The 14,072-nt window shown below is 40.0% G+C and carries 16 protein-coding genes and 1 pseudogene; 12 read left to right on the top strand and 5 right to left on the bottom strand.

The genetic code is table 11. From position 1 onward, the window contains the following. Positions 1–5: 5 nt before the first annotated feature. Both yutH and IEV41_RS16235 read left to right on the top strand, forming a co-directional pair. Positions 6–998: a spore coat putative kinase YutH gene (gene yutH, locus IEV41_RS16240; protein ID WP_188389563.1), complete on the top strand. Its 993-nt coding sequence runs from the start codon at positions 6–8 to the stop codon at positions 996–998. 127 nt (positions 999–1,125) lie between these two features. Beyond that, the gene (locus IEV41_RS16235) at positions 1,126–2,136 is read left to right on the top strand and encodes a LacI family DNA-binding transcriptional regulator (protein ID WP_188389562.1); all 1,011 of its coding nucleotides are present in this window, start codon (positions 1,126–1,128) and stop codon (positions 2,134–2,136) included. Positions 2,137–2,220: 84 nt separating this feature from the next. Here the strand turns inward: IEV41_RS16235 and IEV41_RS16230 are convergent, their stop codons facing one another. Beyond that, on the bottom strand, positions 2,221–2,472 hold the full coding sequence (locus IEV41_RS16230; protein ID WP_373284262.1) for a NifU family protein: 252 nt from the start codon (positions 2,470–2,472) through the stop codon (positions 2,221–2,223). A gap of 138 nt (positions 2,473–2,610) precedes the next feature. On the opposite strand from IEV41_RS16230, the gene IEV41_RS16225 reads away from it, so the two are divergent. Beyond that, positions 2,611–2,925, top strand: a complete 315-nt coding sequence (locus IEV41_RS16225) for a YuzD family protein (protein ID WP_373284261.1) — start codon at positions 2,611–2,613, stop codon at positions 2,923–2,925. A 29-nt stretch (positions 2,926–2,954) separates the two neighbouring features. Here IEV41_RS16225 and IEV41_RS16220 read toward each other — a convergent pair whose 3' ends face one another. Beyond that, a complete protein-coding gene (locus IEV41_RS16220) occupies positions 2,955–4,022 on the bottom strand; it encodes an NAD(P)/FAD-dependent oxidoreductase (protein ID WP_188389559.1) in 1,068 nt (355 codons plus the stop codon). Between the two features lie 178 nt (positions 4,023–4,200). On the opposite strand from IEV41_RS16220, the gene IEV41_RS16215 reads away from it, so the two are divergent. Next, positions 4,201–4,440 (top strand): YuzB family protein, encoded by a 240-nt coding sequence (locus tag IEV41_RS16215; RefSeq protein ID WP_188389558.1) that lies wholly within the window; start codon positions 4,201–4,203, stop codon positions 4,438–4,440. Between the two features lie 38 nt (positions 4,441–4,478). Here IEV41_RS16215 and IEV41_RS16210 read toward each other — a convergent pair whose 3' ends face one another. Next, positions 4,479–5,171: a DUF2225 domain-containing protein gene (locus IEV41_RS16210; protein ID WP_188389557.1), complete on the bottom strand. Its 693-nt coding sequence runs from the start codon at positions 5,169–5,171 to the stop codon at positions 4,479–4,481. A 253-nt stretch (positions 5,172–5,424) separates the two neighbouring features. On the opposite strand from IEV41_RS16210, the gene dapF reads away from it, so the two are divergent. The 4 genes and pseudogenes from dapF (at position 5,425) to IEV41_RS16190 (ending at position 8,829) form a co-directional block, all read left to right on the top strand. After that, positions 5,425–6,273, top strand: a complete 849-nt coding sequence (dapF, locus tag IEV41_RS16205) for a diaminopimelate epimerase (protein ID WP_188389556.1) — start codon at positions 5,425–5,427, stop codon at positions 6,271–6,273. Positions 6,274–6,289: 16 nt separating this feature from the next. Continuing rightward, positions 6,290–6,643, top strand: coding sequence for a HesB/IscA family protein (locus IEV41_RS16200; protein WP_188389555.1), 354 nt, complete (start codon positions 6,290–6,292; stop codon positions 6,641–6,643). A 177-nt stretch (positions 6,644–6,820) separates the two neighbouring features. Then, positions 6,821–7,849 (top strand): annotated as a pseudogene (locus tag IEV41_RS16195) (tyrosine-type recombinase/integrase). Between the two features lie 212 nt (positions 7,850–8,061). Then, on the top strand, positions 8,062–8,829 hold the full coding sequence (locus IEV41_RS16190) for a hypothetical protein (RefSeq protein WP_188389554.1): 768 nt from the start codon (positions 8,062–8,064) through the stop codon (positions 8,827–8,829). Here the strand turns inward: IEV41_RS16190 and IEV41_RS16185 are convergent. Beyond that, complete coding sequence (locus tag IEV41_RS16185; protein WP_188389553.1) at positions 8,811–9,035, bottom strand: helix-turn-helix transcriptional regulator; 225 nt, start codon at positions 9,033–9,035, stop codon at positions 8,811–8,813. The genes IEV41_RS16190 and IEV41_RS16185 overlap by 19 nt on opposite strands. Positions 9,036–9,344: 309 nt before the next feature. Here IEV41_RS16185 and IEV41_RS16180 point away from each other — a divergent pair, with 309 nt between their 5' ends. The 3 genes from IEV41_RS16180 to IEV41_RS16170 are packed head-to-tail and all read left to right on the top strand — an operon-like array spanning position 9,345 to position 11,295. Next, entirely contained in the window at positions 9,345–9,521 is a 177-nt protein-coding gene (locus IEV41_RS16180; RefSeq protein WP_188389552.1) for a hypothetical protein, read from the top strand. Next, positions 9,518–10,675 (top strand): FtsK/SpoIIIE domain-containing protein, encoded by a 1,158-nt coding sequence (locus tag IEV41_RS16175; protein WP_188389551.1) that lies wholly within the window; start codon positions 9,518–9,520, stop codon positions 10,673–10,675. Before IEV41_RS16180 ends, IEV41_RS16175 begins: the two co-directional genes overlap by 4 nt. Beyond that, positions 10,672–11,295 carry a replication-relaxation family protein gene (locus tag IEV41_RS16170; protein WP_188389550.1) on the top strand — a complete coding sequence of 208 codons (624 nt, stop codon included), beginning with the start codon at positions 10,672–10,674 and terminating at the stop codon, positions 11,293–11,295. Before IEV41_RS16175 ends, IEV41_RS16170 begins: the two co-directional genes overlap by 4 nt. A gap of 74 nt (positions 11,296–11,369) precedes the next feature. On the opposite strand, the gene IEV41_RS16165 is transcribed toward IEV41_RS16170, so the two are convergent. Continuing rightward, a complete protein-coding gene (locus IEV41_RS16165) occupies positions 11,370–11,759 on the bottom strand; it encodes a DUF3102 domain-containing protein (protein WP_188389549.1) in 390 nt (129 codons plus the stop codon). Positions 11,760–13,400: 1,641 nt separating this feature from the next. On the opposite strand from IEV41_RS16165, the gene IEV41_RS16160 reads away from it, so the two are divergent. Further along, positions 13,401–14,012, top strand: a complete 612-nt coding sequence (locus IEV41_RS16160; RefSeq protein ID WP_188389548.1) for a recombinase family protein — start codon at positions 13,401–13,403, stop codon at positions 14,010–14,012. Positions 14,013–14,072: the final 60 nt, after the last annotated feature.

The raw sequence follows: 14,072 nt of genomic DNA, 5'->3' as shown, positions 1-14,072 counted from the left end.
GGCTGATGATTAACGAGATCTATTCTAATTATGGGCTACATGCGGCAGAGCTTATCCGTATGGGTATATATGAAGGGTTCTGGATCCGAAATAAAGTATATATTCTTGTTCCTCTCCTAGGAAGAAAGGAAGAGGAATTAACCGAAATCAAGAAATTAGGCGACTATATGATTGCGCAAGGCGATATGATGGTAACAACGTTTGTACCAAATGTACACGGTTATTATGTTAGTAAGATACAAGGAAAAGATTACATTTTAGTAAAGTGTAATCGTCATGGTACGCGACAATGGGAAGGCGAAGGAAGAGAGCTCGCATACTTTCATTATCGTGGTAAACATTTTTCTGAGAAGGTAGAACAATTAAATCGAATTGGACAATGGAAGACGCTATGGGAGACACGATTAGAACAATTAGAGCGCTTCTGGCAATCGAAAGTAATTAACCATCCGAATGATTCGTTTGATATGTTGTTTGTATCTAGTTTTCCTTATTTTCTTGGTTTAACAGAAAACGCTATCCAGTATATTGTAGACACAGAATTAGATGACCAACCAAAGGCATTTGACGGTGCGACTGTCTGTTACCAAAAATATGCGTGTCATACAATGAATGAGTATCAGCGGGTGAAAGTACCATTTCAATGGGTATACGATCATCCAGGACGTGATATTGCTGAATGGGTTCGTTCTGCTTTGTTTACGAACAAGGAATCAACGGAAATTATTCGCTTTCTAAATGAGTATGAACAAGTGATGCCACTCTCTTCATTCGCATGGCGCTTAATGTATGCAAGGTTGTTGTTTCCCCTTCATTATTTTGAAGAAGTAGAAGGATATTATTCAGTAGAGGATGAAGGAAAAAAAGCACTGCGAGAGCGGAAGTTACAGAAGATTGTCGATAGTGCAGCAGATCATCAACGTTTTTTAGGGGGATTTTATGACATGATTCAGCTGCCAATTGGCAAGTTGAATATTCGAAAAGTAGAGTGGTTATAAGGAAGATAACCTTATATAGTATAAGGTTATTTTTCTTTTTTCATGGACTAAATGGTATACAGAATATACAGATTGTGTGAAAATAATAAAGAGTAGCAACTGAAAGAGAAGAAAGGTGGTTTGTGATTTGGCTGTTACAATTAAAGATGTGGCAAAAATAGCTAATGTCGCGCCATCTACTGTATCACGCGTCATTGCGAATAGTCCAAGCATTAGTGAAAAGACGAAGAAACGTATCCGCAAAGTGATGGATGAACTAGGATATCATCCGAACTTCAATGCAAGGAGCTTAGCGAATCAATCGACACAGGCCATTGGTCTTGTGATGCCGAGTTCTGCCAATAAGACGTTCTTAAATCCGTTCTTCCCAGAAGTAATTCGTGGGATTAGTACGTTTGCACATGTGAAAGATTATTCGTTATATATGACAACAGGAGAAACGGAAGAAGAGATTTTTCGTGATGTTGTAAAGATGGTGCAAGGAAAGCGAGTAGATGGAATTGTCGTGTTATACTCGCGACAAGATGATTCAATTATTCAATATTTACTACAAAATAATTTTCCGTTCGTCTTAATTGGAAAACCATCGAATGAGATGGAGAATATTACGTACATAGATAATGATAATTACAAAGCGACAAGGGAAGTAACAGATTACTTGTTGTCACTTGGTCATACGCGTATTGCATTCGTAGGTGGTAGCAAAGATTTACTCGTAACGAAAGATCGTTTAGCTGGATTTACGGATGCATTAAAGTTGAATGATTTAACAATAGAGGAAGCGTATATTAAGCACATGGAGTTTGTCCAAGAAGGTGGGAAACAGGCAGTTGAAGAACTGCTTGCATGTGAAACATTGCCATCTGCTATTGTTGTAACAGATGATGTGATGGCTTTAGGTGTGTTAAGTGCACTACGTGAAGAAAATCTAAAAGTGCCAGAGGATATTTCTGTCGTAAGTTTTAATAACTCTATTTTATCCGAAATCGCAAGTCCACCTCTAACAACAATTGACGTGCATATTTATCAACTTGGCTACGAAGCAGCGAAGTGTGTGATTGATCGTATTGAGGTACCAGATACCGCACCAAAAAGTGTGATTGTACCGACAAAGTTAATTGTGAGACAGACGTGTTAACAGAAGGCCCCTTTTCATCTCAAAGGGGTTTTTGTGTACAAAAAAACTCCTATCATCCGATAGGAGTTTAACATACGTGTCGAATTAGAATACTTGCTCTACTTCTACAACGCCAGGAACTTCTTCAAGTAAAGCGCGTTCGATACCAGCTTTTAATGTAATTGTAGAACTTGGGCAGCTACCGCAAGCACCTAAAAGACGTAATTTAACGATACCATCTTCGATATCCACTAATTCTACGTCACCGCCGTCACGTAATAAGAATGGACGTAATTTATCTAATACTTCTGCTACTTGTTCATGCATAGTCATAATAATCGACTCCTTTCTCTTCATTTATTATAATCGGTTTAAAGAGAAAAATCCATTATGCAATTTATTCATAGAAGGAATATATTCAACACTCATAAAGTATAGGGATAGATGAATTTCCTTAGTGTGGAAGTGTTCCTTCGTATACAAGGGGGAAAAAATGTGAACAAAATTGAACTTGTCGTATACGGTGCAGAAACAACATGTCCAAGCTGTGTTGGGATGCCCTCTTCAACAGAAACATTTGAATGGTTACAAGCGGCTATAGACCGTAAGTATGAGGGGCATGCGATTTCATTCGTGTATGTTGATATTTTCAATGTAGGGAATGAATCAGTAGAACGCCAGGATTTCGCAGCGCGTGTGATGGACGAAGATTTATTTTATCCAGTCATTGTTGTGAACGGAACAATTGTTGGAGAAGGTAATCCTCGCCTGAAAGATGTATACGAAGAAATAGAAAAACTACAAAATTAAAAAACGGAAGCATTTGCTTCCGTTTTTTTTTAACCCCTATGATACTTATACATCCACAATATTCCTGATTTCAGTAACCGTGGAACACGTCCAAGTAAAGGACGATCTGCTAATAAGCCGAAGCCATGTTTCTTTCCTAATGAGCCTAATACACCTTTTAATTTAATAGCAGGCATTGTTTCAGGAAGTAGTTCGTTATTCCATTTCTTAAATAAGATAGATACGATTTGCTCAGCTTGGCCTTCTGCTAATTGGGCAGAAGGGGCATGTGGTAAACTTGCACAATCACCTAATGCATACACATCTTCGTCACCTGGAAGGTGGTGATGTTTTGTAATGATAAGACGCCCACTCTTATCATGTTCTGCATCTAAATTTCGTACAAGTTCATTGGCCTGAATACCTGCAGTCCAAATAATTGCATCACTTGCAATTGGTTCATCATGATTATAAAGAAGATTTGGTTCTACTTTCGTAATGTTAGAATGACGAATAATTTTGATATCGTGTGTATGGAACCATTCTTCTACGTAATAGCTTAATTTCTCTGGATACATCGGTAAGATTCGATCCCCACGATCAAATAGTAAGATGTTTAAATCAGGTCGACTTTCCTTCAGTTCACTTGCTACCTCGACACCACTTAGCCCGGCTCCAACAATACTAACGGTTGAGTGTGCTGGTAGATTGTTTACTTGCTCGTATGCACGGCGTACTTTATCAATTGATTGAACGCTGTACGTATATTCACGCGCGCCCTCTACATTATGATACTTGTCTTCACATCCTAGTCCAATAACCAAATCATCATATGCAATCGTTTCACCGTTTTCTAAATGAATACTTTTCGTTGCTAGTTCAATTTTTTCTATTACTGCGTATTTCTTCACAAGACGTGGGTCTTCTGGGAAGGCAACACGAATATGTTGCTCGGAAATAGTTCCTGCAACAAGCGCATAGTATTCTGTTTTCAAACAATGATATGGATTCTTATCAATAAGCGTGATTTGGACATGTTCAGGTAGGTTCTGTGAAAGTAGGCGTTGGACCATTCGTAGTCCGCCGTATCCTCCTCCAAGAATAACAAGGTTTCTCATTCTGACATCCCCTTTGTATGGAAAAAAATAAATGAAAACTATATATTGTAACTCATTTAAATTATAACGAATTAATATATTTTTAACAATTATTTGAACGTTTGTAATTCGCTTGGGAGTTGACGATTAAGATAGATAAATGTACAGTAAAAAGTAGTAGTAAAGAAGGTGGATAACGATGATCAAACCATTAATTGAATTTTGTGTGAGTAATTTAGCAAACGGTTCTCAAAAGGCGAGAGAAGCACTAGAGAGAGACGTGAACTTAGATGTCATGGAATATGGTTGTCTAGGATACTGTGGTATCTGCTATGAGGGAATGTTTGCACTTGTAAATGGCGATGTTGTAACGGGCGATACACCGGAAGAGTTAATCGATAATGTATATACACATCTAGAAGAAAATCCGATGTTTTGAAGACAAAAAGATGCACGTTATGTGCATCTTTTTCTTATCTATTGCTTTTTTTGTTGCTGGCGTACAAATTGCCATTGATCGCGAGCTTTTTCTACAATCATAGGTTCCATCTTCTTAGATGGATGAGAAACAACCTTTGAAAACGTCCGAATGGCATCTGGGATATTCTCTAAACGGAGGTGTAGTTCACCAATCATATATAAAATAAGTGGTTCTGACATCGTCGAATGTTCAAAATCACAGTTCGTATAAGATGATTGATATGCTTGTAAGGCTAGAGATAGGAAGCGATGTTCATTCTGTTCATCTTGTCCTTTTCTATAAAGCCATGCTAAGCGCATATATAATCCTGCTAACGCATATTGTTTTTCTTTTTTGATAATGCCACAATAAATAGCTAGTTTGTATGTTTCGATAGCTTCTGTTGTTGTTCGAACCCCACTATAATTTTTTCCTTTCCACTGTGTAGAAATAGATTGGTAAATTATTTGTACAGCTTTTTCATGGAACGTTGTGGAGAAATGTCGTGAAGATGCATAGCCACAATAATGGCAAACGCTTACATAATATAGGTGTGGGTTAATCGTTTCATCGACAAAGTGTGTGCAAAAATCGGCATCTCTTGTTGTCACACGAATGTGACTACTGCGTACTTTCGTAGATGAAAAGGATAGTTCACACAACGGACAATGGATGTTTACTTGATATGTTGGTTCAATCGTTAGTGTCAAATGAATCATTCCTTATTGGATAATGATAGAACTTTAGGAATATTATACTTGATTTTATGGATAGGTGAAAGGGATTATTTGCGCGTCTGTTTGTTAGGTAGAATGTTCTGGTTAAGATTCAGTGAATAACAAAAAAAGAAGGTTCTAATAAGTAGAACCTCCTTTTTTTATAATGAGAAACGGGGGATGTTATCATTGTTAACAAAAGAAAGTCATTATATACTTAGTGTAATAAAAAAATGCAGGTGATAAGATGAGAAGTTTCCAATTTACTAAAATGCATGGATTGGGTAATAACTATATATACGTCAATATGTTCAAAGAATCATTGCTAGAAGAGGAATTAGTAACGATTGCGGTAAAAGTATCGAATATATACACAGGAATTGGATCAGACGGCATGATTTTAATTTGCCCATCTGATCGAGCTGCGGTGAAGATGCGTGTATTCAATAATGATGGTTCGGAAGCAAAAAACTGTGGGAACGGTCTTCGTTGTGTTGCAAAGTATGCATATGAGCATAATCTAGTAACGGATAACGTCTTTACAATTGAAACATTATCTGGCATTGTAACAGCAGAAGTGTTTGTAGAGAACGGAGTGGTAACATTCATATCTGTTGATATGGGAGTACCACGTTTTGAGCCAGCTAGTATTCCAGTAAATGTAGCAGGAGAGAAGAGTGATGTTATTTTACCTTTTAATGGAAGAGATTATTTCTTCTCATGTGTATCGATGGGGAATCCACATGCTGTAACGCTTGTTGAAGAGATTGAAGAAGCACCGCTTACAATACTTGGGCCAGTTGTAGAGAAACATGACTTATTCCCTGACGGTGTAAATGTGGAATTCATTGAAATTATAAATGAACATGAAATACATTTCCGTGTATGGGAGCGTGGCTCTGGCGTGACACAAGCATGTGGCACAGGAGCGTGTGCCGCAGTGGTTGTTGCAACGTGTATGGAGAAAGTCGCAAAACATGAAGAAATTATTGTGCACTTAGCAGGTGGGGATTTAATGATTACATGGACAAACGAGGGAAATGTCATTATGAAAGGGCCGGCAGAAGTGATTTGTAACGGAGTCTTTTATTATTAAGTAGGAGGTAGAGAATATGATTACAGTAACAGAACAAGCTGCATTGCAGATTAAAGATATGTTAAAAGCAGAAGAGAAAGAAAGTGGATTCGTTCGTCTTGCGGTACATGGTGGCGGGTGTAGTGGTCTTTCGTATGGTTTAGGATTTGAAGAAGAGAAGAAGGATGACGATACAGTCTTAGAGTTCTACGGTGTGCATATTTTAGTAGACGAAGAGAGTGCACCAATTGTAAAAGGTGTTATCATTGATTACAAGGAATCGATGTTAGGCGGAGGGTTTACAATTGATAATCCAAATGCGATTGCATCATGTGGGTGTGGATCGTCATTCCGTACGGCAACAAACGCCGGTAAGCCAGAAGAGTGTTAAGCCTTGGACTACGATAGTCTAGTCGAAAACTGAGGCGGAGGATTGTTAATTGCACGATTTAGACCGCGCAAAAACAAGTATCGATGGGTATATAAACGACCCTAAAACGTTCAATATACGATTGTGGATACCGACCTTCTTAGCGATGAAATTTAATCGTTAGGGAGGTCTTTTATTTTGGCGTTAAAGAAGAAACAACGGGTTACTAAGGTTAGCGGTAATAGTAAGAGCTACCCGCAACTGACGTTGCAACAGGCGGTAGATATTGTAATATCGGGAAAGCGGGCGGAAGGTTGTCGAGATTTAACTTTGAGAGATTACACGAAGATGTGGCGCTATTTTACGGAGTGGCTAACCGGAAATTATGAGGTGACGTATGTCGACGAAATAGAGACGGAAGTATTCCGAAACTATATCAATTACATGAAGTACGATAAGAAACGTTACGACGGTCATAAGTTTATCGATGCGGACAAGCAGGGGATAGGACTTAGTGATACGACGATAAATATTAACTTACGTACAATACGTGCGTTATTCAATCATTTGTACCGTGAGGAACTTATCGAAGTGAATCCGATGGAGCGCATTAAGTTACTTCGCCAAGACGAGAACGATCTTACGAATTGTTTTACCGATGAGGACGTCAAAGCGATATTACAACAACCCGATTTACGCGATTTCGTAGGGTTTAGGGATTACGTTGGAATAAACGTGTTACTAGATTCGGGATTACGTATACAAGAATTAATGGGGCTACGTGCGGCAGACATTGACTTTCAGACACGGTTTATTACCATACAGTCGGATAAGAGCAAGAATAGACGACCGAGGTTAGTACCGGTATCTACACACGTTACAAAGCTATTGTTGCAGCTTATAGGCGAGAATAAAGCGCATTTCAAGACAGATAGGATTTTCTTATCTAGCTACGGCGAACCGTTAGGGGCGAATCACTTTAACAAGCGGTTGAAACATTACGCGGAGAAAGCAGGAGTAGGGGGCAAGAAGGTAACGGCGCATGTTTATAGGCATACGTGGGCTAAGAATATGATTTTAAACGGTTGTGACGCGTTCACGTTGCAGAAAATCGGAGGGTGATCGGATATACGTACTATGAGGCGTTACATACAGATGGACGTTGAGGAAATGCGTAGAAGTCACGACGAGTATTCGCCATTAACGAAGTTGAAAAGAACGAGGTAAGAAATAAAAAACAAATAAAAAAGGAACGTCCGGCAAAGACGCTCCCTCGGTGGGTAGGTTACGGCAAATAACCAATGATCCCACAACAAAATTTATCGTACCCTTATTATATCCAAAAAAATGGATGTTAACAAGGCTTATTTAGCTATGCCCTTTTCGGTGACATAGTAAGCGATTCTAGCCGGGCGTTCTCTTACGAGGAGGACGTAATCATGCAAGCGGGCCATATCGATAATTTTAAGCATCTGTCGCAGTTCCGTGATCTAAAGGACTTTAATAATAACGTAGAACAGTGGCTAGTTGACGTTAAAGCGGAGTTCACTAAAGCCGAGGTAGTAGCGCTTAAGCATCTTATTCGCTTTGCTGCAAAGGTACCAGGCGTATGTAACGCGAAGATAGGCACGTTAGTATCCGCAACACATAACGATACTATTGGTATATCTCGTAGCTCGTTCGAGAGGATGCTACGCAAAGCGAAGGCTTTCGGATTAGTAGAAGTACACAATACCGCAAAACGTGGGTATCAAGCACATAACGTGTACGTATTTAATGTATACGTAACGGAGAAGGTAGCCAACGAAGTAGCCGAAGAAACGTCGAAAGAAGTACCGCAATCAACGACAATTGACGCACCTATTAAAGCTAATAACCTTACTGAATCTAACAGTATTATAAATAAACGTATGGACGCGCTTGACAGCTCATACGTCGGCGATCATGTTCCTAAGCGATTCACGGATTTAGTGAAATGCTTCTTTACCGATGCTAAAACGATCGAAGAATACTACCGCATTTACCGTATTTCCACGTACTACCTCGAAATGGCATACGATAGCGATGTGTTATTAAACGTTGGCTTAGACGCATTTAAACAGACGATACGTAAGTTGAAAGGCGGTAGGGTTCGTAACACATTTGCGTATTACTACGGAGTGCTGCAACGTAAGTTGGACAAGTTATATTACGAGTTAGTAGGTTGAGCGGTGTCCGGTGTTTCTTCTTTCTCGTACCAAATATACTCGACCGATAAATCGAGTAACTTAGCTATTCGACAAGCGTTTTTTAGAGACGGAGTAGCTCCGCCGACAATATCAGTCATTCTACTTTTTCGCATTCCGATTTTATTGGCAACATGTGAGTATTTTATTCCACGTTCGTCTAATATTTGTCTTAGTCGGCTTTCCATTAATCATGCTCCTTTCGTTTTTATATAGACTATTCGATACTTGTACCGTATAACCTTTATAAAAATAAAAGTTCCAATGTACAGGCATTTTTGTTCCAACTTAGTGGTATATATTACTAAGGTAACTACCAAGGTAGGAACGCACGCAAGTTGACGTATGGTTACCAAGGTAGGTACCACAGTAACTTAGCTTGTACTTACTAAGGTAATGACCTTGGTATCTACCGTAGTAACGTTACCAAGGTAATAAGCCGTTAAAGGTGTGGTGTAGCAGGGTTTCGAAAAAGTGTTTAATAGGGAGGAGTCAACATGATAGGTGTTGTGTTGTTGGTAGGTGGGTTGGTAATCGTATCACATAGCGTAGAGAAGTATTTGATTGCAAACGGTCATTTGTTAGCTTCGAAGGCAGTTGATAAAGGCGTAAAAGGTTCGATTGTATTACTCGGGGCCTTGGCAATAGCCAAGGCGGTGGAGTTGTTCTTATGATCCAATACCTACGCAACTTACATCGTCAGTATCAACTAAAACAACCGTTAGTCAAAGCTTTTGAATTAGCCGGCGTTTATTTGAAGTATAAAAACGGAGCAGGTAAAGAGCTACACATACTACCGATAATCCATTCGATAAAAGAACACACCGACTACACTACGTACACTTTCACGCTACCCGACGGAATCAATCCGCAGCTATTCGATAAGCACTTGTACGTATTTCAACAAGTATTTGGCGAACATATTTCATTCGACGGGACGGTAAAGCAGTTTACGTTGACTGTAAGAGCGAAAGTTATCGACGTAGAACCGTTCGACTACGATTACGATTCAGTAAGCAGATTATGTAAAAAGGTACTGCTACCGATTTATTGCGGTACTAGTATCGAAGGTACACCGATTATCTACGACATGGTGACGTCACCACATTTACTTATCGCAGGGGAAACGGGTAGCGGTAAAAGTACGCAGTTACGTTCGATACTGACTACGTTAATTTTGCATAACGATCCGTCGCAATTACGCTTATACCTTGCCGATATGAAACGTAGTGAATTTCATTTGTTCCGTAATGTAGCGCATGTGGAAGAGGTATGTAATCGAGTACACCAATTATCCAAAATGATTTTTAGTGTACGCGCAGAAATCGAACGTAGGGGCGACTTGCTAGACGAAGCAGAACTAAGCCATATTGACGATTACAACCGTACCAGAAAGGATAAATTGCCGTACCTTGTCTTATGCATAGATGAAGTGGCATTCCTGAAAAAAGAAGAAGCGATAATGGAAGTAATCGAGGATATATCGGCGGTGGGGCGTGCGTTAGGCGTCTTCTTAATACTATCGATGCAACGACCAGACGCCGACGTACTCGACGGCAAGCTAAAGAACAATTTAACGGTACGCATGGGTTTTAAGTGCGCGGACTTGATTAACTCGAAGATAATCGGAGTACCTGGGGCGGAATCGTTAACGGAGAAAGGACGCTTCTTAATGAAGTCGGTTGAGCTTACGGAAATACAAGCACCTTACTTAGATTTGGAAAAAGCGAAGGTGTTACTTGCCCCGTATAAAGTAACGCCGAAGCCTAAGCAAGTAGATAACGAAGATATACTATTCGAGGCTTTCGACGGAGGTAGTGGGCGATGAATACTAGAGACAAACGTATCCTAGACGACTTGATTCGCTTTCGGTGTTTATCGAGAGACGACATCATCGATTTGCATTTCGCCGGTTTGAAAAAGGCAGTGACCTGTTGCAATAATGTAATGAAACGACTACGCCTTGAAGGAGCGGTCGAAGTCAACAAAGATGGCCGACAGTTTGTATATTTCGCTAAGCCGTCACCGATACGTAGAGACAGTCAGAAAATCCCGCATTTCTTATCGATAGTAGATACGTACAAGAAGATGTGTGCACATAGCAAACCGCGTTCAGTAGCAATAGAACCGAAATACTCGAAAGGGATGTGTGAACCGGATATGTTTGCTATATGGATGAATGGACCATTCCTTATCGAAGTACAACGATCAGTCTACTCGAATAAAGTAATGGAAGCAAAGATACAGCGATACGAACGTTATTATCATTCAAGGGAGTGGGAATTAGAACCGTGGCAGCCACAAGATAAGAAGCAATTCCCGAATATACTCCTAATCACCGAACATACCTACACAATAAACAGTAATCTACGGATCATACAGGAACTAAGTATAGAAGCGTTCATAGAAAAAGTACAGGCGCATAGTAAAACCCCTTCGCGTAGTTAACGGAGGGGTTAATCACTGTAGAGTGATTTAGGTAAGTTAGTCGATGTGTAATTATTACTCATCGGAAAGTGTGACTATTTACAGAAAACCTCACGTAGTTCACGTACCGTCATTTCATCTACCGTTTTGGTGGCGCCGGTTGACGGAATGGTGTGCGGTTGATTGCGTTGTTCTTCCGTAAAATCAATGAGTTGCTCTAAAGCAGCTACTCCTAAACCGGACATCGATGTCTGATTACCGAACCGATCATATATCCGTATAAAACGTTTGACGTGTCTAGGGGTCATACCGAGTTTACATTGACACCAATTCTCCCACTCACCGTGCACTAGATCGTTCTCCTTAACATGCTTTAGCCGTCTACCTATTTCGAATATAGATTCGCCTGCTACCCGTTGGTATGCGTTTATTTCTGCGGTGATCTCGCGAAACGCGACCCCATCGGATGTGCAAATATTGCTCATCGAAAAATGGAGTATGTACTCCGAAATTAAATGTAAGATGGGTGCCCGTTTCGTTCAGTCATGGAAAATGCTACTTTTTACGGAAAAGGCGTTTACATAAGATATCCCAAACGCACACGCAAACGCCGTATCCCTTGTGGGTCTAAGAGTAGACGCACTTTCGATGTGGGACGTCAAGGGAACCTATTTTTAAATGAACCGATGCACTAAATCAGTGCGTAGAGTCCGATTACTAAAAACGGGGCTATATAATGTAGGTTTACGATTATTCAATCGGACTGTATCGGACTTTTACCGTCGTTTTCACGTACTTACTCCGATAGGTAATTTCGAGGCTATTATATGAAGGGATACGATTAGGTAATCGGAGTACATCGGAGTTATAAGTTAGATTTCACCAGGCGCACGTCCTTTCCGCGTGACCCTCCGAACGCTTTCAACGGTTAAATGGGAAGTGGTCAATTTTCGATGTATATAATGAAGTAACGAAAAACAACGACTTCCCAATACTTCACATTTCGTAAGGCACACGATTCAGACGGACGGGCATCTCTGAATTTTTACGGTAGAACTAAAGTGACCGTTTCTCGGTGCATTATATAGAAAGAACGTAATTGTCCGATTATAGTACATTATAGTAAAAACGAGGCGCGCGGATCAGACGGGGACGTCATCGATACTTTTCGGAGTAATCACAACGTTATGTTTTCCGTCTACATAATAGAAGTAATACATATTAGCTATTGTGATTCGTTGTGACTTTCACTAGGTGCGTGTTGGTTATGCGTGACCCTCGCTTTACTTTCGTTTACATTTCGCTAGGCGTACGGTCGAGATACACGCTCACACGTAACTTTTCGGCAACTACGTATTTTATCGACTATATAATGAAAGAACTAGCGTAATGTATGCCGATTTACTTCCGATTAGCAAGTGTTAATTCTATTAAATAACAGGCGACGCGTTCACCACGTAAAGAGTCCGAAAACATCGACCCTGCACTCTGATAAAATAGAGCTAAATAAGGGGCGACAGAAGTTAAGTTGTAGCCTCTGTCGCTTTGTGACTTACATAAATAATTCTAATAACAATGTTAACATAGCTATTACCACCTCATCACTCATCTTAAAAGTTAACTCACAACCTGTTGCTGTTTTCTTAGCTTTAATCTCCATTAATATTCCTCCTATGATTTTGATTCGCAATTATCTCAACCATTTGATAGAAAAATTGCAAGCTTATACTTTAAGAAAATTTTTTGCACAATAAAGAGCTTGAAGTACAAAGTGCATTTTTCGTATGTATAAGCGGAGTGTCGTGGATAAGGGTATTAAAATTAAAATCCCTACACTATAGACAAACTGATTAGGAGAAATACAAGTATAGGTGGAAAAAAATTTAAGTTTGTTTTTGAATAGGGGATTCGTTATTGTTTTTAAGCGCTCATCTACGTCCCTTACTATCGTCCATTTAAGTGTACCTTTACGAACGGGTGATTAACGGTAATAAATACGCCTATTCAGCGTCCATTTAAGTATAAAAGTTACTTAACGAACGTTCATTTAATTTGTTGACTTTTACGAACGATTTCCGTATACTTAAGGTAACAAATTAAGGAAATGCGGAAGGGCGGTAACGATAGTGGGCGAAGTTAGGAAATTCGGATATGTGCGTGTAAGTACGAAGGATCAGAACGAAGGTAGACAATTAGCAGCGTTAAGAGAGTTAGGCATTTCGGAGCGTGATATTTTCATCGATAAGCAAAGCGGCAAGGATTTCGATAGACCGGAATACACTACCCTTAAACGTAGCTTACGTAGAGGCGACGTATTATACATACACGAACTTGACCGATTAGGGCGTAATAAGAACGCTATTCTAAAGGAATGGGCGGAGATAACGCAGGACATCGGCGCAGACATTATCGTTATGAACATGCCGTTACTCGATACGAGTAAGTATAAAGATTCAGTCGGTACCTTCGTAGCGGACCTAGTATTGCAAGTGTTATCGTGGGTAGCCGAAGAAGAACGTAATAAGATACATACGAGACAAGCGGAAGGTATCGCCAATGCCAAGGCGCAAGGCAAGGAGTTAGGCAGACCGAAGGCGGTTATCGATGACGCATTCATCGACGCATACAACCGATGGAAGGCAAGCGAGATAACGGCGGTGCAGGCGATGCGTGACGCCGAGGTAGGTAAGACAACGTTTTATAAGTTAGTGAAGCAATACGAGGAGTCGGTGAAGTAACCGGCTTTTTTTTGCGTGCTTGTTTGAACCCCGCGGGGAGGGATACGGAAATTACTAACG

This window comes from Priestia taiwanensis, from assembly GCF_014638355.1.
In the GTDB taxonomy this organism is placed as follows: Bacteria; Bacillota; Bacilli; order Bacillales; family Bacillaceae_G; genus Priestia_D; species Priestia_D taiwanensis.
This window is presented reverse-complemented; position numbering and strand designations above follow the sequence as displayed.